We start from the raw sequence: 20,611 nt of genomic DNA on the forward strand, positions 1-20,611 counted from the left end.
GTTGAACCTAGCTCCTGGCCCCGACGGCCACCGGATCGCCGGCGGGCACTGCAACTGCCACGGCGGCGGCGCTTGGTGCGGCATCCGCGTCCGCGGACGCAGCGCCGTCGATTTCCTCGAACATTGCAGCGTAGGCGCCGGTCTCCCCCGCGGCCTGCGCCTTGCGGTGGTCCAGGCCCCGGGCGCGGGCGATGCTGCCGAGGTAGAACCGCTCGTAAAGTTCGATCCGGCTGCCCAGAGCGGAGCCGGCGAAGTCCCAGGCGGTGCGCATGATGCGGGCCCGCTCCTGGGCCGTGATGCCGTTGGCGCCGGGCAGGTACTTCTGCAGCAGTGGGCCCAGCCGGGGGTCATTGAAGGCTCCGGCCGTGGGCGTTGCCAGCAGGTTATGCGAGCCCATGGACTTGATGATTTCATTGATCCGGATCATCCAGCCGGGCATGATGGCCCGCAGCGCGGAGATATCGTCGTGGCAGAAGAACGCTCCGCCGCCCCAGTCCGAAGCCCGCAGTTCCGCTGAATGGATGGCCGCCCGGGTGAGGCGCAGGTACGTGTAGATCTCGCCAAGCATGGCGCCCACATCTGGCTTGCCCTCGGTTCCGGTGACCTTGGCCATCTGCGTGCACAGGTCGTAGGCGAACTCCAGCTTCACGGCGGCGCGGATGGCAGTCTGCTGCTGGGTGTTGCCTGATGCGGTGCCGGCGTTGATGGAGTTGTAGACGTCCAGGTTCCCGTCGATGAACACGCGGTCCCAGGGCACCAGCACATCATCGAAGATGATGACGGCGTCCTGCTCGTCGAAGCGGGCAGAGAACGGCCTGTCCTCCACGTCAGCGTCCACGCCGTAGTGGTCCCGGCAGATGGAGACGACGCCGGGGGTGGCCACGGGGATGGCAAAGGAGAGGGCGTATTCCTCAAAACCCTTCTGGATGGGAACCGCCGGGTAGACGTACAGCTCATCGGCGATCGGCCCGAGGGTGGCGAGCATCTTCGCGCCCCGGACGATCAGGCCCTCGCCGGTCCGTTCCACCACGCGCAGGGTGAGTTCCTCGTTCATGCCCTGCAGCTCGCCCACGCTCTTGTCGATGGCGGCGTGCACGATGGTGTGGGTCAGCGCGAGGTCTTTTTCGATCACTTCGCGGTGGTAGGCCGCCAGTCGCTGGTGGAATACCGGGTCCCCGGACCGGTCGAAGATGTCCTTGCGGGACACATGGCCGGCCAGGACCACATTCACGTAGTCCGGTGTCCGGCCCAGCATGCCGTTGGAGTACCGGGACAAACGGTCGAAGGCGCGGTGGCGGCGTGCGATGTCCTCCGCGTTCTGGGGCAACGAGAGGCTAACGTTCATGGCCTCACCCGTTTCCTCATGGGTGGTCAGGCAGTCCGCGGCGTACTTGTGCTGGTAGTCGAAGTAGCCGGCCATGCCCTCGATGGAGCCCTTGAAAGCCGGGTGCTCCAGGACGGAGATGCGCTCTGATCCCAGCCATACCTCCCGGCCATCGTCCAGGCCCCGCTTGTACTCTGCTCCGGTGCGTGCTGTCACTTTGAACTCCTTCTTGGCCGGCACCGGTACTGGCGCCCCCGTGAACTTTCACAACATTGTGAGATGAAAATGCATTCTTTGGATAATTTTATATAAAAAGCGAGTGCTTGGCAATGCCCCCGCGATGCTCCGTCAGAACGACGTGATGACACTCCGGGCGATCGCGCCGGACTCCTGCAGCCGATAGGCGTCGTTGATGCCCTCGAGCGGAATTTCCTGGGCCACGAGGTCATCGAGGTTCAGCCGTCCCTGCAGATAGAGTTCGGCGTACAGCGGGATGTCCCGGCGGATGTTGCTGGAGCCCATATAGACGCCCTGGATGCGCCGCTGCGATGCGATCAGGGAGCGCAGCACGTCCACCTCCAGCGGAGCACCCTGGGGTATGCCGATGAAGTAGGCGCCGCCGCCGACGCGCGTCATCCCAATGGCCTGGGCCTGGGTCACCGCCAGGCCGATTGCCTCGAACGAGTGGTGCACTCCACGGCCGCTGATCTCCCGAACCCTGGCCACGGCGTCCTCGGTACTGGAGTCCACCACATGGGTGGCGCCGAAGCGGGCGGCCAGCTCCAGCTTGGCCGGATGCACGTCCACCCCGATGATGGTGGCGGCACCGGCGATCCGGGCACCGGACAGGATATTGAGCCCGATGCCGCCCAGGCCGATGACGGCCACAGTGTCCCCCGGCTGGACCTTCGCCGTGTTGAGCGCCGCCCCCACGCCGGTGATGGCCGCACAGCTCAGCACAGCCGCCTGTGGGAAGGGCAGCTCCTTGGGGATCCGCACCAGGGAATTGGCATGGCAGAGCGTGTATTCAGCGAACGCCGCGACGCCGAAGGCCTGCACGTCGCCGCCGCCCCGGCGCAGTTTGGGACCGGCGGCGGGCGGCCTGGAAACCTCGCCCGGATTGACACAGCGGTAGCTGTGGCCGGCGAGGCACTCTTCGCAATGCCCGCAGAACTTCACTTCGGAGCCCACAACATGGTCCCCGACGGCGAGGTCACGGACGTCCGGCCCGATGGCGGCCACGATGCCTGCCATTTCATGCCCTGCAACCATGGGAAGAGGGCGGCCGCGGTCGATCGAGGCGACCAGCAGATCCGAATGGCACAAGCCGGCAGCCTTGACCTCCACCAGGACCTCGCAGCCCACGGGATCGCCGATGCTGATCTCCTCCACATCGAAGCGGCCGTTGATTTCGTTGATGACTGCAGCTTTCATCCTGGACTCCCTTGTCTGGTGGCTTCTTGACCCGACTGTGGTCAAGAATCGATTCTTCTGTAGATTTTGCACTTCACAACACAGTATATTTATATTTGTGGCCCGCGTCACGTCCATGCCGGTTAGTCCGGCTCACTCAGTGAGGGGAACCAAAAGGAATGAAAGCAGCAGTGCTCGACGGTGTGGGTCAGCCGTTCCAGGTCCAGGACATCGACATCTCCGAGCCGATCGGCCGGGAGGTGCTGATCGATGTCCGCGCCAGCGGTTTGTGCCACAGCGACATGCACGTTGCCCAGACCAACGTGGGGTTTCCCATGCCCGCCTTGCTGGGCCACGAGATCGCCGGAGTGGTGGCCGGGGTGGGCCCGGACGTCACGGAGTTCCGCATAGGTGACCACGTGGTGACCTCACCGATCCACAGCTGCGGCCACTGCCGGGGCTGCCTGACCGGCCGGCCCTACCAGTGCCGCCAGCCGCAGGAAACCCAGCGGACCCCGGGCCAGCGCCCGCGGCTGAGCCGCAACGGTGATGCACTGACCCAGTTCATCGGCGTCGGTGGTTTCGCCGAGCAGGTGCTCGTCCACGAGAACACGGTGGTGGCCGTCAGCAAAGACATCCCGTTCGACCGCGCCGCCCTGCTGGGCTGCGGGGTGGTGACCGGGGCCGGAGCGGCCATCAACTCGGCACGCGTCCGGCCCGGAGATACCGTTGCCGTTATCGGGTGCGGCGGGGTGGGGCTCAACGTTATCCAGGGCGCCGCGCTGGCCGGGGCGCGCAGAATCATTGCGGTGGACCTTCAGCCGGGCAAGCTCGAACTCGCCAAGGTGTTCGGCGCCACGGACATTGTTCATCCCGGCGACGGGGACTCCGTACAGGCCGTCAAGGACCTCACCGGCGGCGGGGTCACCTGCGCCTTCGAGGTGATCGGCCTGAAGCAGACGGCCATGGACGCCGTCGCCATGCTGGACACCGGCGGCACGGCATTCCTGATCGGCGTCCACAAACCCGAAACCCGCCTGGAAGTAACCCCCTTCGGCGACCTGATGGGCAAGCAGAAGGGCATCCGGGGCGTCGCCATGGGCTCCACCAACCTCAAGATCGACATCCCGATGTACGCGGAACTGTACCTGCAGGGCCGCTTCAAGCTGGACGAACTGGTCTCCCGGCACATCTCGCTGGACCAGATCAACGAAGGATACGACCTGCTGCGCGGCGGATCAGTGGCCCGCTCGGTGATCACCACCTTCTGAGTCGCGCCAATAGCAACGCGGGGTCACTCCATGCCCGATAACCAGGGATTATCGGGCATGGAGTGACCCCGCGTTGTTTTGAAAAGGGTTAGCGGCGCGGCCGCAGTTCAGGTTCGACGGCGGCTGTGCCGTCGCCGGTTTCGCTCACCCTGTACAGTGCCGGGCTTTTCGGATCGAAGCGCGGCACGGCGCTGCCCCCGGGCGTCCGCGCGACGCCGTCGGCGACGAAGCCGAGCAGCATGGGGCGCAGCCGGTCCGACACCGCGTCGAAGGCCTCCCCGGGGAACCCATCGAGCATCGGTGCATCCTCCCAGTCCGGTCGGTTCCCGAACAGGAACGGCAGGTCGAAGCAGTGCGGGCTCGCCGCGCCCTCCAGCCTGCTGCGCACGGAGAACCGCAGCAGCGTCGCCGGGATGCCGGCCTGGTCCGCCCGGCCTGCCAGTTCCGTGGCAGCCAGCCGGAACTGGTGCAGGCTCATGGCCTCTACCAGCTTCGCATGGGCCGTTGCCCCGGGATGCCGCGCGTCGATGAAGGACAGCGCCCCGGCGGGGTCGTCGAAATGGGCGCCCACAAAGCCGGCGACCTGGTCCGGGCTTACGGCCTGGACAGGAAGGGCGTGCAGGAACGCGGCGGCTTCATCATCCGTGCTGCCCAACAGCAGCGCCTCCACGTGCATGGCAGCCGCGGCGGCCTCGAAATCCATCGCCCAGGAGGGAACCAAGTCCCCGTCAGCGGCTGGCATCAGGCCCAGGCCCCGCCCCGCATAGGCCTTGGACACTGCGGCCTGGGCCGCCAGGATTTCCCCGGCAGTTACTGCGGCTTCCGGCGAGCCGCCACCGTCACTGCCGTCAGCGGCGGCGGCGCCGAGGGCAGCGGCGAACAGCCTGGACCGTTCGCCGAACCCTGCGGCGTTCAGCGGCGGCTGCCAGGGCAGGCTGAAAAGGGCGGTCCTGCTGAACAGTCCGCGCGCCTGCTCGGTGAAACTGAGGACGTACGCATACCAGGCACCCGCCGAATGCCCCGCCAGGGTGGTGGCCCCGGGGTCGCCGCCGAACGCGGCGATGTTCCGGTGGACCCACTTCAACGCCTGCAGGATGTCCGCAGCGCCGAGGTTGCGCGGACCAGGTTCCGCACCGTCCGTCCCGCCGAGCAGCCCGAGCGCGCCGAGCCGGTAGTTCACGGTGACCACCACCGCACCGCCCTCCCGGGCGAGCCGGGCGCCGTCGTACCAGCGGACATTCCCGGCACCGCTGATGAACGCTCCCCCGGGCAGGAAGACCAGCACCGGGAGATCCTGGGCGCCCGAGGGCGCCCAGATGTCCAGCAGGAAGGAATCCTCGCTCTGCGGCATCCGGGAGAGCGCCGGTCCGAGCAGCCAGTCGAGCGACCCGGCAGCCTGTGGGAACACCGTCGCGGCGGCCTGCGGCCGCTCCGGTGACGGATCCCCCAGCGGGGCGAAGCGGTCTGAGGGATCCAACCGCTCACCGTAACGGACGCCGCGCACGCTGACAACGCCGTGGTGCGTTTCCGCTGCATAAACGGCCTCCCCGGCGCGGATCTCCGCCAGCGGTTCCGTTGCGGCGGCGCTCATGCCAGCCGGTTGTAGTGGTCGAGGTTCACGGTCCGGGTGATCTTCCAGAAGTCCAGCACCGGGTGGGGCCAGATCTGCGAAACCCGGCCGAACTTGTTCTTGTACCAGGTGTGCACACTGGGGTGGCCCCACGCCTTGGTGGCGTTGGCGGCGTCCAGGCCCGCCACGAACTCGTCGAGGACCTCCTGTTTCAGGTCCAGTGCCTTGAGGTCGTTTTCGATGATGAGGCGCAGCGACTCGAGGATGTACTCCACCCCGTATTCGATCATCGAGTACAGGCTGCCGTTGACAACGTGGCCGGTGTTGGGACCGGTGATGATGAACAGGTTGGGGAAGTGCGGAACGGTCAGGCCGGCGAAAGCCTTGGCGTCGCCGCCCCAGTACTCATGCAGGTCCGTGCCGTTGAGGCCGGTAATCTTCAGTGGCTCGAGGAACTCCGAGGCCTGGAAGCCGGTGGCATAAACGATGATGTCCACCTGGTGGAGCACGCCGTCCTTGGTGACGATGCCCTCCGGGGTCATGCGCTCAATGCCATCGGTGACCAGGGTGGACTGGGGCTTTTTCAGCGACTCGGCCCAGACACCGTTGTCCCGGAGCATGCGCTTGCCCCCCACGATGTAATCCGGGGTGACCTTGGCGAGCAGGTCAGGACGGTCCTGGTACTGCTTGGCCAGAATATCGGTCAGCCCCTGGCGCCACTTGGCGTTGACTGCGGACACGCTGCCGGGCTGGTTCCAGCCCGGCTCCGCCACGGTGGTGTGCTGCCGGCCCTCGACGCCGAGCCAGTGCTGCCAGAACCGCAGCCACTGTCCGTAGTGCGGGAGCTTGCGGACCAGCCACTGAACTGAGTCCGGCATGTCGGCGTAGTAGCCCTGGGTGGGCAGCATCCAGGGCGAGCTGCGCTGGAAGACGGTGAGGGCGGAAACCTGGTCCACGATCGCGGGGACGATCTGGTAGGCGCTGGCGCCGGTGCCGATGACGGCCACGCGCTTACCGGTCACATCCACGCTGTTGTCCCACTCGGCCGAGTGCATTTGGATGCCGGCAAAGTCCTCCCGTCCCGGCACGTCCGGGTACTTGGGGCGGTCCAACTGGCCCACGGCGGAGAGCACCGCGTTGAACTGGCGGCTGACCGGCCTGCCTTCGGCGTCGATGATGTCAACATTCCACAGTCCCGCAGCCTCGTCATAGCTGGCCGAGGTGACCTCGGTGTTGAACTCGATCTCGCCGAGGATGCCGCCGCGCTCGGCCACCTGCCGGGTATATTCGAAGATTTCCGAACCCTGCGAGAACTGCTGGGGCCAGTCATCGCGCTGGGCGAAGGAGAAGCTGTAGGCGTAGTTCGGCGTATCGAGGCGCACGCCCGGGTAGGTGTTCTTCCACCAGGTGCCGCCGACGGTATGACCCTTCTCGAAGACGGTATAGGGAATCCCTGCCTGTTTCAGCCGGTAGGCGGCGGCCATGCCGGAAACCCCGGATCCGATGACTGCCACGCTGAACTCGCGGCCCAGGGAGATCTCGCTGAAGTCCCACGCCGGCTTGCCGCTTTTGCCCTCCACCAAGGCCATGTCGTGCATCAGCATGGGGTGGTATTCGGGGTTGGCCGCGTTGGTAATCCAGGTCAGGATGTCCTCGGCCCGCTCTGCCGTCAGGGTCCCAACGCTGGTCAGGTGCTCCTCGCGCACGCGCTTGAGCGCATCGAATGCCAGTGCGCGTGCCTGCGCCTGCTGCTCCGGGCTCATGCCGCCGTGCGGCTGGCCCACGATGTCCGCCGGCGGCTGCGGCGGACGCAGGTCATCGCGCAGGATGGAAAAATCTCCCGTCACCGCCGCCAGGGCCACCATCAGCGCCGGCAGGTCCGAGGTATCAACGATATTGCGCAGGAACGCGTCGTCTTCGGTGACGGGCTCGTACCGGTCCCGCCAGTAGAGGTCGTCCACGGCCGGCTCCTCGCGGGTCTGGACTGCTTCGGTGGTGGAGTTTGTCACGTCGGTTCTCCTCGTGATTGCGGGATCTGCAGAGGACCCTTGTGATCCGGGTCTCTCCGGGCTACAACCATTCTATTATTGATTGTGCATAAGTCAATCAAGAAAATATTATTGTCTTGGCGCTACAATTTTGCATATGTCGAAAAGTACAGAGTCCGAGACGCTCAGCAAGCACATCCGTGATTCCATGCGCGATGACATTCTTAACGGCCGATGGGCCCCGGGCGACAAGCTTCAGCTCACAGCGCTCTCGAAGCACTACCAGACCAGCAGCACGGTCATCCGCGAAGCCCTCACACGGCTGGTGGGCGACCGACTGGTGCTGCTCAAGCCGAATCGCGGCTTCTTTGTACCCACACTCTCGCTCGCGGAGCTCAAGGACATCAATGAGCTGCGCACCAGGTCCGAAGAGTTCGGCATCGGGCTGGCCATCGAGCGCGGCGACCTCTCGTGGGAATCCGAACTCATCGCCGCCCACCACACCCTGGAGCGGACGCCCTACCGGGACAACACTGATGACGCCCAGCTCACCGAGGCCTGGAACCGCGCCCACCAGGCGTTCCACGCCAAGCTCCTGGAAGCCTGCGGGGTGCCTGTCCTGATTGACCTGTGCTCCACCCTGTCCGATCTCTCCCAGCTGTATGGCCGCTGGGCAGCCAACGCCACCCGGTTCACAGGCCGGGATGTGGCCAAGGAACACCGCGAGATCCTCGCCGCCGCCCTGGAGCGGGACGCCAAGACGGCCTCCCGCCTCATCCGGGAGCACTACCAGATCACACTCGACGCCATCCTGAAGTCAGGGATTGACGACGGCGCCGCGCAGCACGGCGCGGCGCCCGCCAACGCCTGAGTGCTGGCTGAGCCTGGCTCCGAGTCTGGCGGCTGGCTGAGTCTGGTGGCCCGCCGCGTCAGGGGCGGAGACGCTGCGAAGCCCTCCGGGAACGTCTAGTTCCCGGAGGGCTTTTTTGGGCTTGTGCAGCGGTCAGTGGTTGCGGAGGCGGTGGAGGATACGCGCCCGCGCCTCCACAAAGCGCGGGTCAGCCTTGGTTTCCACCTGGTCGCGCTGGTCGCCGAAGCCGGTCTCGATCACGTCCACTACGGTGGCGGGTTTCTCGGCAAGGACGATCACCTTGTCCGCCAGGTACAGTGCTTCATCGATGTCGTGGGTGACCAGGATGATGGTGACGCCCAGGGTCGCCTGGAGGTCGATCACGAGGTCTTCGAGGTCGAATCTGGTCTGTGCGTCCACCGAGGCGAAGGGTTCGTCCATCAGCAGGACCTTGGCGTTATAGGCCAAGGCACGGGCGATGGCTACCCTCTGCTGCATGCCGCCGGACATTTCCCACGGATATTTGTGGCCCTGGCCGGCCAGCCCCACGGCCGCGAGGTTCTTCTCTGCCGTTTCGTTCCGCTCCTTCTTGCCCATTCCGCGCCCCTGCAGCGGAAAGGCCACATTCTCCAGCGTGGTCATCCAGGGCATTAGCGAGCGGCTGTAGTCCTGGAAAACCACGGCAAGGTCACGGTGGGGGCCGTTGATGATTTCCCCGCCGACGCTCACGGAACCGCTTTTGGGTTGGATAAGGCCCGAGAGGCACCGCAGGAGGGTAGTTTTGCCCACGCCGGACGGACCGACGATGGAGACGAACTCGCCGTCGTTGACCTCCAGGTTCAGATCGCTCAGGATCTTGTTCTCCGAGTCACCGACGCCGTAGCTCATTGTCAGCCCGTGGACCTGGAGCAGCGGCTTCGTTGCCACCTGCACCTGCTCGGGTGCTGCCTGAATGGCCATGGAAGCTCCTTTATTTTCTTGTTGGATCGGGGTGGTCATTTTGCGCCTGACTTGAAGTACCAGCTCAGGATCCTGCGTTCGAGGACGATGAACAGGAGGGAGAGGATGTAGCCGATAACGCCCACGAGCAGCGCACCCGCCCACGTCTCAGGCACCATGAAGGTGGCGGAGGAATTGAGGATGTAGAAACCCAAACCCTTGTTGGCGGCGAAGAGTTCGCTCACCACCATCACCGTGATTCCGATGGGAAGCGCCACGCGCACGCCGGCCACGATCTGCGGCAGCGCGGCCGGCAGCACCACCTTGCGGAAGTGCAACCCGCGCGGAATCCGATAAACCTTGGAGAACTTCCGGATGGTCGGTTCCACGCCGAGGACACCGTCGATGGTGTTCAGCAGCACCGGCCACATGCAGGCAAAGGCGATGGTGTAGATCTTGGGGCCTTGCCCGATTCCGAACGCGCCGATGATCAGGGGAACCAGTGCTGCCTGGGGCACGGACCGGAAGAAGTGGATGACCGGATCAACGATTTCCCGCAACCGTTTGGTCTCGCCAAGGATCAGTCCCCCGATAATGCCTGTGGTCACGGCGATCAGGAGGCCGGCAGCCAGGTTCCCCAGGCTGTAGGCAGCTCCCGAGGCGATCACGCCGTTGGAGAGATCGCGGCCCAGGCTGACCAGGATCGACTCGAGGGAAGGGATGAAAACATTGGTGCTGTTCGCCGTCGCAATCCACCAGATGGCGAAGACGACCACGATCAACCACGTCCGCTGAAGGACGTTCAAGGCCATCTGCGCGGGACGGCTGCGGACGCGCTGCGCTTCCTTCCGGGTGGTCCGGGACGAGGTCTCCAGCTTGGGTGCGGGACGAAGGGCTGTATCAGTCATTGGTCTGCCTGTTCCACTTGAGGATCCGTCCCTCGGCGAAGTTGAGCAGGCTGGCGATGCCCCAACCCACCAGCCCGGCGAAGAAGAGGTATGCGAACGCCGAATCCCACCGCTGCGCCTGCTGGGCAAGGGTGATCTGACGGCCGATTCCCGGAGCCTGGCTGAGCACCTCGACGCCGACGGCGACGAGGATGGCGATCGAGGCCGAGATCCGGATTCCGGTGGCAATGAAGGGAGTGGCGCTGGGAAGCAGGATGCGGCGGAACCGGAGCAATGCAGGAATCTGGAAGATCCGTACCGTGTCCACCACCGCCGATTCCATCCGCCGCGCGCCATAAATTGTCTGCACGAGTACCGGCCAGAGGCAGGACAGGGCGACGACGACGGTTTCCATCTGGGCGGTAGCGCCCAGCAGCATGATGACCACCGGCATCAACGCCAGCACGGGGAAGGAACGGCCGAAGTCGATCAGGATCGACGTCGAGCGGTCCAGTGCGCGGACGGAACCGATCAGCAGCCCGAGGACTGTTCCGATCACCACCGCGATCAGCCAGCCGCTGACGGCTGCCGTCATGGTCTGCGCCAGCGCTGACCAGAACGTTCCCGACACCAGGGCCGCGCCGATGGATGACGCCAGGGCGCCAACCCCCGGTGTCATCGAAGGAAGCGTGCCGCTCCAGATCACCACCTGCCAGATGGCCAGGAGCGCTGCGACCGCCAACAGCCGCTGGGTGGTCAAACCCCAGTCCAGCGACTTAGTGCTTGTCTTCATATCCATCTCTCTGTATGTTCCTGAAGTCCAGGAAGCCTTACTTGGTGAAGCGCGGGGCGTCGGCCCAAAGCATGGCCTCGGCGGTCAACGGCTTGGTGACGAACCCGAGGTCCTTCATGGCGTCGATGCCGGCCTGACCGGTGGCCAGGTTGATGGACGTGTTGACGGGAACGTAGGACTTGGGGTTGACCTTCGCGGCGTCAACTTCCTTGACGCGCGCGGTGATATCCACGATCGTTTTGACGTTCGCCGGGTCTGTGTAGAACTGGGCGGCTTTGGTCATTGCGTCATTGAACTTCTTGGCTGTTCCTGGGTTGCTCTTGAGCCAGGCGTCGGTGGCAGCCCATACGGTGACCGGCATGTTGCCCTGGAATTCGCGCACCGGGCTGGCAATGCTCTTGAAACCCGCATCGACGAGCTGGTGGTAGTAAGTATCCGCCGCGAAGGCAGCATCAACCGTTCCCTGCTCAAGGGCGGCCTGCATGCCCGCGTAAGGAACGGCGATTTCCGTAATCGACTTCGGGTCGATGCCTGCCGCTGCCGCAGCCTGGAGCATCGGGATGTCGCCGCCGGTGTTTACGCCAACGACGGCAACGTTCTTGCCTTTCAGGTCAGCAACCGTCTTGATGTCACTGTTCTTGGGGATCAGGATTCCGGAGTTGTCGAGGTTGGGATCAACCACGCCGTTTCCGGAGATAACCTTCACCGGCATTCCCTTCGCCGTGGCCGTGGTCATGACGCCCCAGGACGCCGTGGTGATGTCCGCCTGCCCGCTCACGGTCTGGGCCAGGTTGGCCGAGGGATCGGCGCCCGGGACGATTTCCACGCTCAGGCCTACTTCATCGAAGTAGCCCTTTTCCTTGGCGATGTACGCCGTTTCAAACTGGATCGGCGCCACGACCACCTTGATGGAGGTCTTGCCCTCCGAGCCTCCGGCGGCACTGGTGGCCGCGGTGGGGGTCCCGCAGGCGGCAAGGGACAACAGCGTCAGGCCGGCAACAGCCGGCGCCAGGACTTTGGCCAAAAGTGAGTGGCGCTTGTGCGTTTTCATCCAGGATCTCCTCATTGAGTACAGGCATTAATAAATGCATAATTCCTTCAATAATGTATCTTGGAGATCACGATGTGGCAACCATCACAGATTGCATAACTTGAATCCTGCGCAACCACCCTCCCGGAAAGAAGCCAATGATGCCCCTTACCACTGCACTCCCTACCCCTGTCCGGCCGCAGCTTCTGGGCGCCCCGCTGCGCCTGCTGATCGACGGAGCATGGGTTGAAGGCGGAGCCGAACCCTTGCGCGTCATGGATCCCTCCCGCGGCGAGCATCTGGCGACGTCCGCTTCTGCGAGCGCCGCGGATGTGGACCGCGCGGTTGAGGCCGCCCGCCGGGCTTTCGACTCAGGTCCGTGGCCGGCAATGTCGCCGGCCCAGCGGAGCCGCCTGATCTGGAAGCTGGGAGAGGCCATTGAGGCGGCCGCGGACGAACTGGCGCTGCTGGAATCCCTCAATACCGGGAAGCCGCTGGGCATTGCCAGGGCCTTCGAAATCTCCGGCGCGGCCGAGGCGTTCCGCTACAACGCGGGCTGGGCCACAAAGCTCAACGGCGAAACCCGCAACGTCTCCCTGCCCGGACAATGGCACGCCTACACGCTCCGGGAGGCCATCGGCGTGGTGGGTTTGATCGTTCCGTGGAACAGCCCGCTGGCCATCACCGCGGCCAAACTGGCGCCGGCCTTGGCCGCAGGCTGCACGGTGGTCCTCAAGCCCGCGGAACTCACGCCCCTGACCGCGGTCCGCCTGGGTGAGCTGGCCCAGGAGGTGGGCTTCCCGCCCGGCGTCCTGAACATTGTCCAGGGCCTCGGCGCCGTGGCCGGGCAGCGGCTCGCGGACCATCCGCTCGTGGACAAGATCTCCTTCACAGGGTCCACGGCGGTAGGCAAGCAGTTGCTGGCCTCCTGCGCGGGGAACCTGAAGCGCGTCTCACTGGAGCTCGGCGGCAAATCCCCGGTGGTCATCTACCCGGACGCAGACCTCGACCGGGCCATCGACGGCGCTGCGATGAGCATCTTCGGAAACACGGGCCAGGTGTGCGCCGCGGGCTCCCGCCTGTACGTCCATGAGGCAGTCGCGGACGAGGTGATCACAGGGATCTCGCAACGGGCCACGGCGCTGAGGATCGGCGCCGGGATCGACCCGCAGACCCAGATCGGCCCGGTGATTTCCGAACAGCAGCGCGAAAGGATCCTGGGCTATATCCAGAGCGGCCGCGAGGAGGGTGCGGAGTTGGTCACCGGCGGTGCGGCAGTGGCCGGGGACGGTTACTTCATCCAGCCCACCATCCTTTGCAACACCACCGCCGACATGAAAGTGGTGCGGGAGGAGATTTTCGGGCCCGTCCTCTCGGCGGCAACCTTCCGCGACTCGGACAGCGTTGCAGACATCGTGGCCCGCGCCAATGACACCGTCTACGGACTCTCCTCCACCATCTGGACCAAGGACATTTCCCGGGCCCACCAGTTCGCACGCAGGATCAAAGCGGGAAATGTGCGGATCAACGCCGCGGGCGGCATGGATGCCAACATGCCGTTCGGCGGGTTCAAACAGTCCGGCTGGGGCAAGGAGAACGGCCGCGAGGGCGTGGAAGCGTATACCGAGGTCAAGTCCGTCGCGGTCAACATCAGCGGCGCCTGACGGGAGAGACGCACCGCTGATCGGAAACGAAAAGGGGCCGGACGCTGGTTTGTTCAACCAGTGTCCGGCCCTTTTCGGCGTTAGGGACAGACGGCTACCGCGGAACGGATTCGGCGACGCCGTCGGGCGCCTCTGCCGTTACTTCACGGTAGCGCCGGGGCCACACCCCCTGCTTTCCGGGTGAGAGGATGCCGTTGGGATCCAGGGCGTCCTTCAAGGACTCCTGGAGCCGGCGGATCGCGTTGTGGTTGTAGTCGAATCCGTCGGCGATGACATCCATGTAGTCCACGTGGCTGCGGTACGGTGCGTAACCGCGCCGTCGGGCCGCCGCCAGCAATGCGGAGTAGAGCTCCCGTGCGCGTGCCAGCTGTTCCCGGTTGTCGTTTTCGAAGAAAATCATGGTCACGTGCACCATGTGCCGCGGGTACAGGTGGTAGCCGATGTAAAGGTCGAAGCCGAATTGGCGGTACAGCTCTTTGGCTTCCCGGTAGAACGCCCACACCTCGTCCCCGCGTGCGGGAATGATGGGGGCAGCATCAATGTGGCCGCCGTTTTCTGCCGCCCAGGCCACGGTGGACAGCGGCTTGAGCGTCGGCACGCCAGCCATCTGGGTGCGGTCAATGTCGGCAATGTCCTCATAGGCCACCTGCATGCCTTCGGCGCCCTCGTAGAACCGGGCCTTGACCGTGAAGCCGTCAAGGCCGGCGAAGCGTTCTTTGATGATCTCGAGCCTGCGCTCGGCCAGCCCTTTGTCGCCGTAGATGGCGAACTTGGCGTTCCACTGGCCGATGCCCATCTCCTGGCGCATCTCCTCAAGGCGGTCATCCGGAATGGACCCCTCGCCCTGGTACCAGCGCGAACGCGGGCCGTTCATGGTGGCCGCCCGGACGACGTTGCCGCACAGGGCGTTGTTCTGGATGACGTCCTCCCGCCGGAGCTGGGTGAGGATGTCAACCAGCTTTGGCATGTCCTCCTCCCGCTCCACCACCACGTCACCGTTCACGTACACGTCTGGCCAAGGCATAAGCCAGAGGCCGATTTTGGTCACGATGCCGAGGTTCGACTGGGTAAAAATTCCGTCCAGCGTGGGGCCGAAGCCGCCCTTGAAGATGGGCCCGAGTTCGGTTCCTTCCATGGCCCACATTCCGGTGCGTACCAGCTCTCCGTCCGGCAGGACCACTTCCATGCCGCAAATGGACTGCACGTGGTCCCCCATCGGCGTCATGCCGTAGCCGCGGTCCAGCGCATTGCCCATGACGGAACCCCAGCCGAGCGCCGGAACGGACATCCACAGCTTCAGTCCCTTGTCCTGGATGTGTTCGAAGAGGTCGAAAAAGGTCACGCCGGGCTCGATGACGGCGTAGTTGAGACGGTCGTCCACTTCGATGATCCGGTTGAGGCGGCTCAGGTCCAGGGCCACCATGCCCCGCGTGCGTGGTTCGGGTCCCCCGTAGCCAAGGTTCTTGCCCTTGGAGAAGGACCACAGCGGAACACCGGTTTCGTTGGCGAGCCGCACCACTGCCTGCACCTCGTCGACGCTGCCGGGCCGCACCCCCGGCCATTTGGCGCGTCCGGGGTTCAGCGGATACGGATCGATGTAGCCCTCTTCGGGCGTGGCACGGACAACGTTGTCGGCGCCCACAATCGCTTCCGCCTGGTCGAGAAATCGGGTTTGGGCATCCATTCGGGATCACGTCGCTTTCAAAAGTGGTGCCGCGTGGCGGCGTTGAATGTGGCCCCGTCACCGGAACCTTTTTGTTCATCATGACAAGCCGACAAGCTCAAGTAAACCGTCGGTTTTAGGCGATGGTTGTCAGTAGAATTGATGATGTGAATATCAGCCTCAACCCCTCCATCACCCTCCGCCAGGTTTTGCACTTCGTGGTGGCGGCCGAAACCGGCACCATGAGCGAGGCAGCACGGCGGCTGCACATGGCGCCGTCGGCCATCTCCATGTCCATCGCGGAACTCGAACGGATCGTGGGGGCGCAGCTCTGCATCAAGCGCAAGTCGAAAGGGCTCACCCTGACGTCCACCGGCGTCGTGGTGTTTCGGCAGGCGCGGCAGCTGCTGGATCTGGCAGATGAAATCGCTTCCCTCTCCAAACGGGACAGGACGGACATCCGGGGCCCGCTGACGGTCGGCTGCTATATGCCCCTGGGCCCCACCATCATCCCGCCGATGCTGGCGGACTTCGCGAGCCAATGCCCGCATGTGGAAGTGGACTTCGTGGAGGGATATCACGAGGACCTCCAGGAGCGCCTTCTCAACGGTTCCTTGGACGCCGCCTTTGTTTATGACATGGACGTTTCGCCCGCCCTCAAAACGGCACCGCTGCTGTCAGTGGAGCCCTATATCCTGCTGCCGGAAGACCACCCCCTGCGGGACGCGGAAGTGGTTTCACTCAAGGACGTGGCCGCCAGCCCGCTGATCTTCTTCGATGCTCCGCCTATTTCCACGCGCATCCTGGAGATGTACCGTGACGCCGGGATAGCCCCGGACATCCGGCACCGCTCCCGCAGCTACGCCACCGTCCGGTCCCTGGTGGCCAGCGGCCGCGGCGTTGCCGTGCTGTTCCAGCGGCCCATGCTGGACGCGCCGTATGAAGAGCTGAAGGTCGTCCTCAAACGGGTGGCGGAGCCCCGGGTCCACACCCGCGCCCAGGCCACCGTTGCGCTGGCTTGGACGCGGAGCATGCGGCTGAACGCCCGCGCCCAGGCATGGGTGGATGTGGCGGTGGAACGCTTCGGCTCCGCCGGCACCGAGGCGGACGGCTCCAAACCGGGCGGGAGAGCCTAGGCCGACGGGAGTGAGAGCCCCAGGTTGTCCCGCAGGGTGGTGCCCTCATATTCGGAGCGGAAGTAGCCGCGGTCCTGCAGCTCGGGGACCAGCTTGTCGCAGATGAGTTTGAAGCCTCCCGGGTTGAAGGGGGCATTCAGGTTGAACCCGTCGCAGGCTTTCGACTGGAACCAGTCCACCATGCGGTCAGCCACCTGGGACGGGGTGCCGGCCATCCATTGGTGGCCGGTGGACCTGGCCAGGTCAACAATCAGCTCCCGCAGAGTCATGCCCATGTCCACGCTCTTCTTGCGGTAGATCTGGTAGCGGCTGCCCAGCCGGGGATCGTCGGAGAACCACTCGGCCGGGATGGACTCGTCGATCTCCAGCTCGGACAGGTCCATCTTGAGGTCCGCACCCACCTGCTTGCGGCCGTTGCCGAGGTGCACGTAGCCGGCCAGCTCGTTGGCGAGATCCTGGGCTTCCTTCTCGGTGTCGCCCAGAATCGGCAGGATGCCCGGGATGATCTTGACGTCGTCGGGGTTCCGGCCTTTCTCGGCCACCATGTTCTTGAACTTCGTGTAGAACTCGATGGATGGTTCCTTGAAGGGCTGGGCCGTGTAGATACCGTCCGCCACCGACGAACCGAGGTCCATGCCCGGGCCAGAGGATCCGGCCTGGACCAGCACGGGGCGCCCCTGCGGGGAACGCGGCATGTTGATGGGTCCTTCAACCTCAAAGAACTCACCCTTATGCCGGATGGCCTTGAGCTTGCTCCGGTCCACGTACTCTCCGGACGCCCTGTCCACAATAATCGCGTCATCGGACCAGCTGTCCCAGAGCCGCTGCACCACGTCCACGAACTCGGTGGCCCGCCGGTAACGCACAGCGGGATCGGGCACGTCCTCCACGCCGTAGTTGCTGAAACCGTCCGACGACGTGACGATGTTCCAGCCGGCCCTGCCGTTCGACATGTGGTCCAGTCCGCACAGCTGCCGGGCAAGGTTGTACGGCTCGGAGAACGAGGTGGACATGGTTCCGATCAGGCCGATGTTCTTCGTCCTGGCCGCCAGGGCCGAGAGTACGGTCATGGGTTCGTAGAACCCGTTCATTTTGATGTCGCCGCGCATGACTGTATTGGCGTGCACGATATCGCCGAAAAATACGGCGTCGAGCTTGGCTGCCTCGGCCATCGCTGTCAGGTCCGCCACGAAGTCCAGGTTGCCCAGCTCTTCGGCCCTGCTGTCTTCCATGCGCCAGCTGTCCTTGTGGTACCCCGCGGGGAGCATGAAGGTTGTCAGCACCATGTGATTCTTAGGCTTCATTGCCTGGTTCCTTTCGTGATGTTGCGCCCACGCGGGCGCCTCGCTGACTCCAGCATTACAGGCATTCTTTGTTCCGTAAATTGACTAGTTTCAGCTCAATGAGATCAATAAAATTGACAATGCAGATTATGCGGACGCGACGCCCTGCAGGCGTAGCGGAACGGTTAGACCGCGTCGAGTTTGAGGCCGGAGCCTTCACGCGTCCGGCGGACTGCCACGACCCCCGCAGCCAGGACGGCAATCCAGAACACGGCGACTGCCCACACGCTGCCGCCGGCAACCAAAACCAGGCCCGTGGCGATCATCGGCGTGAAGCCGGCCCCGACCATCGAGGCACCCTGGTAGGACAGCGACGCCCCGGTGTAGCGGACACCGGTGGGGAACTGCTCGGAGATATAGGCACCGACCGGTCCGGCGAGTGCTCCTTGGACCACCCCGTTGCCGACCACAACGGCGACGGCGAATCCCCACATGGTCCCGTTGCTGACCAGGAGGATAAGCGGGTAGGCCAGGAGGATGCCGGCGATGCCGGCTCCGGTCAGCACGGCGCGGCGGCCGATCCTGTCGCTGAGGCGCGCCGAATAGAAACAGACCCCCACCGTGACCACGGCAGCAACACCCTTCCAGTTCAGGACGCCGGAGCGGTCCACGCCGTTTGCCACTGCCTCGGAGACGCCCCACACGGTCAGCAGTCCCTGGCAGGCATAGAACCCGAGCGTGGCCACCAGCGTGACCAGGACGAGGCGCGGATGATGGCGGAGAACCTCCATTAGCGGCGGGCGCTGGATTTTGGCGGCTTCGGCGTCGAGCTTCCGGAATACGGGAGTCTCCGCGACCTTGAGCCGGATCACCATGCCGATCAGAATCAGCACTGCGCTGAGCAGGAACGGTATCCGCCAGCCCCACACCAGGAACTGGTCCCCGGTTGCGGCGGAGGCGGCAGAAACGGCAAGGGTGGCCAGCAGCCCGCCGGCCGGTCCGCCGGCGTTGGCAAACGCTGCGGCGAACCCGCGCTTCTTTGCGGGGGCATGCTCCATGGCCATCAAGGTGGCGCCACCCCACTCCCCGCCGACGGAAATACCCTGGATGACGCGGAGGAGCACCAGCACCACCGGGGCAGCCACACCTAACTGCGCGGTGGTGGGCAACAGCCCGATCAGGACGGTGGCACCACCCATCATGAGCATAGACAGGACCAGCATCTGTTTCCTGCCGAGGCGGTCACCGAAATGTCCGAAGACGATGCCGCCCAACGGCCTCGCAACGTAGCCGACTGCCAGCGTGGCAAACGACGCGAACAGGGAAAGGCCGGGGCCGAGGTTGGCGAAGAAGACACGGTCAAACACCAGCGATGCTGCCGTCGCGTAGAGGACGAAGTCGTAGTACTCGATGATGCTGCCGATGAGGCTGGAGCCGAGGACCCGGCGCATGTCCTTGGTATTCAAGGAGCCGCTCTGGTCCGGTTCCGTGCCGGACGGCAGGTTCGCCGACTGCCGGTTTTTCCTTTGGGCGGTTTTCGGGTTCAACATAGTCTCTTTTCGAAAGCTGTGCGGGTTGGCTAACCCAGCGTTGTTGGTCAAGTCCCCGAAGCAACCCTTCCTGCGCAACTCCAAGCATGACCCAGATCACAATGGAAGGCCAGCCGATTACGCATAACCGGACCAAAAGTGTTTAATTCAGCACGGGAGCGCGGGCCCCGGGGGACAAATTTGGACGTGGGCGGACAGCTCAGCGGTGGAGGCTGCTCAGGGATCGGCGGTCCACGGGAGCGAGGCCGAAGCTGCGGAATTCCATGGGGCGGTACTGGCCCCACATGTTGTACCAGTTCTCATCTTCGCCCCACACGACCGGCGGCCGGGCGTCGTCGTAGATCTGCTCCAGGTCCGTGTAAAGCTCGACGACGGCACCCGAGTTTTCGACGTAGTACGCGGCGATGTTGTGGCCGGCCCCATGGCGGACCGGACCCCAGATCAGTTCCCGGCCCAGCTTGTTCAGCCTGTCCCCGAGCTTGCCAAGGTCCGCAATGCTTTGCGTTTGCCAGGCGTGGTGGTGCAGGGTTCCTTCGCCGCGGACCAGCGCGATGCCGTGGTGGTCCGGGTTGCAGCGCATGAAGTAGGCAAAATCGTCGCCAATAACATCCGAAAGGCGGAAGTCCAGGACGCGGCTCAGGAACCGCATCATGCCGCCAACGTCGCGCGGATGGAAGTTGATGTGCCCGTAGCGGTCCGGGCCGAAGGACTGCTGAAGCGCAATGCCCTCCTGCATCCCGATGTAGATTTCGAAGACGAATCCTTCGGGCCCGATAAAGGAGAACCCGTCCTGGACGCCTGCGCCGCGCGGCCCGTTGCTTAGGATGGTGAAGTTTTCAGCGTCCACGCGGCGGCGAATCTCCCGCAGCGCATCGCCGCTGGCTGCCACCAGGCCAAAGCCATCAACGCCGTTGACGTCGGACTCAACGTAAACGAGTTCGTGGTGGACGTTCGCAGCCGCGAGGTACGCAGCATCCGGAGTGCGCTCGGTTTCGCGGAGCCCAAGGATTTGCGTTGCGTCAAAAACGGATTGCGCCAGGTTGGTTGTCTGAATGCTTACGTGGCCCATGGCACTGATCAATCCCCAAGACATCCTTGTCTCCTCCTCGTAGAACGATTCCGTCCGATCTTGTACGGACGGATCCGTGACTTAGAAAACACTATCGCATAAAGAATCGATAATCTAGTGAAAAGGCAAAATGATAGCTAAGGGTCCTCCCCCTCCACGGCGGCATTGCTTCCATTGTTTT

16 protein-coding genes are annotated in these 20,611 nt (G+C 64.4%); 4 read left to right on the top strand and 12 right to left on the bottom strand.

Annotated features, from left to right (window positions below):
* Positions 1-7: 7 nt before the first annotated feature.
* Positions 8-1,540 carry a 4-hydroxyphenylacetate 3-hydroxylase N-terminal domain-containing protein gene (locus tag J2808_RS11660; protein ID WP_309816322.1) on the bottom strand — a complete coding sequence of 511 codons (1,533 nt, stop codon included), beginning with the start codon at positions 1,538-1,540 and terminating at the stop codon, positions 8-10.
* A gap of 132 nt (positions 1,541-1,672) precedes the next feature.
* Complete coding sequence (locus J2808_RS11665; protein ID WP_309816325.1) at positions 1,673-2,758, bottom strand: Zn-dependent alcohol dehydrogenase; 1,086 nt, start codon at positions 2,756-2,758, stop codon at positions 1,673-1,675.
* Between the two features lie 158 nt (positions 2,759-2,916).
* Between J2808_RS11665 and J2808_RS11670 the strand changes: the two genes are divergently transcribed.
* On the top strand, positions 2,917-4,008 hold the full coding sequence (locus tag J2808_RS11670) for a Zn-dependent alcohol dehydrogenase (protein ID WP_309816328.1): 1,092 nt from the start codon (positions 2,917-2,919) through the stop codon (positions 4,006-4,008).
* Positions 4,009-4,096: 88 nt separating this feature from the next.
* Here J2808_RS11670 and J2808_RS11675 read toward each other — a convergent pair whose 3' ends face one another.
* Positions 4,097-5,599 (bottom strand): carboxylesterase family protein, encoded by a 1,503-nt coding sequence (locus tag J2808_RS11675; RefSeq protein ID WP_309816332.1) that lies wholly within the window; start codon positions 5,597-5,599, stop codon positions 4,097-4,099.
* Positions 5,596-7,587, bottom strand: a complete 1,992-nt coding sequence (locus J2808_RS11680; RefSeq protein WP_309816335.1) for a flavin-containing monooxygenase — start codon at positions 7,585-7,587, stop codon at positions 5,596-5,598. The genes J2808_RS11675 and J2808_RS11680 overlap by 4 nt, the downstream gene beginning before the upstream one ends.
* A gap of 136 nt (positions 7,588-7,723) precedes the next feature.
* Between J2808_RS11680 and J2808_RS11685 the strand changes: the two genes are divergently transcribed.
* A complete protein-coding gene (locus J2808_RS11685; RefSeq protein ID WP_309816338.1) occupies positions 7,724-8,437 on the top strand; it encodes a GntR family transcriptional regulator in 714 nt (237 codons plus the stop codon).
* A gap of 132 nt (positions 8,438-8,569) precedes the next feature.
* On the opposite strand, the gene J2808_RS11690 is transcribed toward J2808_RS11685, so the two are convergent.
* The 4 genes from J2808_RS11690 to J2808_RS11705 are packed head-to-tail and all read right to left on the bottom strand — an operon-like array spanning position 8,570 to position 12,086.
* A complete protein-coding gene (locus J2808_RS11690; protein WP_309816341.1) occupies positions 8,570-9,376 on the bottom strand; it encodes an ABC transporter ATP-binding protein in 807 nt (268 codons plus the stop codon).
* 35 nt (positions 9,377-9,411) lie between these two features.
* Entirely contained in the window at positions 9,412-10,263 is an 852-nt protein-coding gene (locus J2808_RS11695) for an ABC transporter permease (RefSeq protein WP_309816343.1), read from the bottom strand.
* Positions 10,256-11,035, bottom strand: a complete 780-nt coding sequence (locus tag J2808_RS11700; protein ID WP_309816346.1) for an ABC transporter permease — start codon at positions 11,033-11,035, stop codon at positions 10,256-10,258. Before J2808_RS11700 ends, J2808_RS11695 begins: the two co-directional genes overlap by 8 nt.
* A gap of 37 nt (positions 11,036-11,072) precedes the next feature.
* The gene (locus J2808_RS11705; RefSeq protein ID WP_309816349.1) at positions 11,073-12,086 is read right to left on the bottom strand and encodes an ABC transporter substrate-binding protein; all 1,014 of its coding nucleotides are present in this window, start codon (positions 12,084-12,086) and stop codon (positions 11,073-11,075) included.
* A 140-nt stretch (positions 12,087-12,226) separates the two neighbouring features.
* On the opposite strand from J2808_RS11705, the gene J2808_RS11710 reads away from it, so the two are divergent.
* Positions 12,227-13,729 (top strand): aldehyde dehydrogenase family protein, encoded by a 1,503-nt coding sequence (locus J2808_RS11710; protein WP_309816351.1) that lies wholly within the window; start codon positions 12,227-12,229, stop codon positions 13,727-13,729.
* Positions 13,730-13,823: 94 nt separating this feature from the next.
* Here the strand turns inward: J2808_RS11710 and J2808_RS11715 are convergent, their stop codons facing one another.
* Positions 13,824-15,413, bottom strand: a complete 1,590-nt coding sequence (locus J2808_RS11715; RefSeq protein ID WP_309816354.1) for an FAD-binding oxidoreductase — start codon at positions 15,411-15,413, stop codon at positions 13,824-13,826.
* A 146-nt stretch (positions 15,414-15,559) separates the two neighbouring features.
* On the opposite strand from J2808_RS11715, the gene J2808_RS11720 reads away from it, so the two are divergent.
* Positions 15,560-16,528 (top strand): LysR family transcriptional regulator, encoded by a 969-nt coding sequence (locus tag J2808_RS11720; protein WP_309816356.1) that lies wholly within the window; start codon positions 15,560-15,562, stop codon positions 16,526-16,528.
* Here J2808_RS11720 and J2808_RS11725 read toward each other — a convergent pair.
* The 3 genes from J2808_RS11725 to J2808_RS11735 all read right to left on the bottom strand — a co-directional run bounded on the left by J2808_RS11725 (position 16,525) and on the right by J2808_RS11735 (position 20,454).
* A complete protein-coding gene (locus J2808_RS11725; protein WP_309816361.1) occupies positions 16,525-17,832 on the bottom strand; it encodes an LLM class flavin-dependent oxidoreductase in 1,308 nt (435 codons plus the stop codon). The two genes, J2808_RS11720 and J2808_RS11725, sit on opposite strands and share 4 nt — an antisense overlap.
* Before the next feature lie 164 nt (positions 17,833-17,996).
* Positions 17,997-19,361, bottom strand: coding sequence for an MFS transporter (locus J2808_RS11730; RefSeq protein ID WP_309816364.1), 1,365 nt, complete (start codon positions 19,359-19,361; stop codon positions 17,997-17,999).
* A gap of 199 nt (positions 19,362-19,560) precedes the next feature.
* Positions 19,561-20,454: a VOC family protein gene (locus J2808_RS11735; RefSeq protein WP_309816367.1), complete on the bottom strand. Its 894-nt coding sequence runs from the start codon at positions 20,452-20,454 to the stop codon at positions 19,561-19,563.
* Positions 20,455-20,611: the final 157 nt, after the last annotated feature.

The organism is Pseudarthrobacter sulfonivorans (assembly GCF_031454915.1).
In the GTDB taxonomy this organism is placed as follows: Bacteria; Actinomycetota; Actinomycetes; order Actinomycetales; family Micrococcaceae; genus Arthrobacter; species Arthrobacter sulfonivorans_C.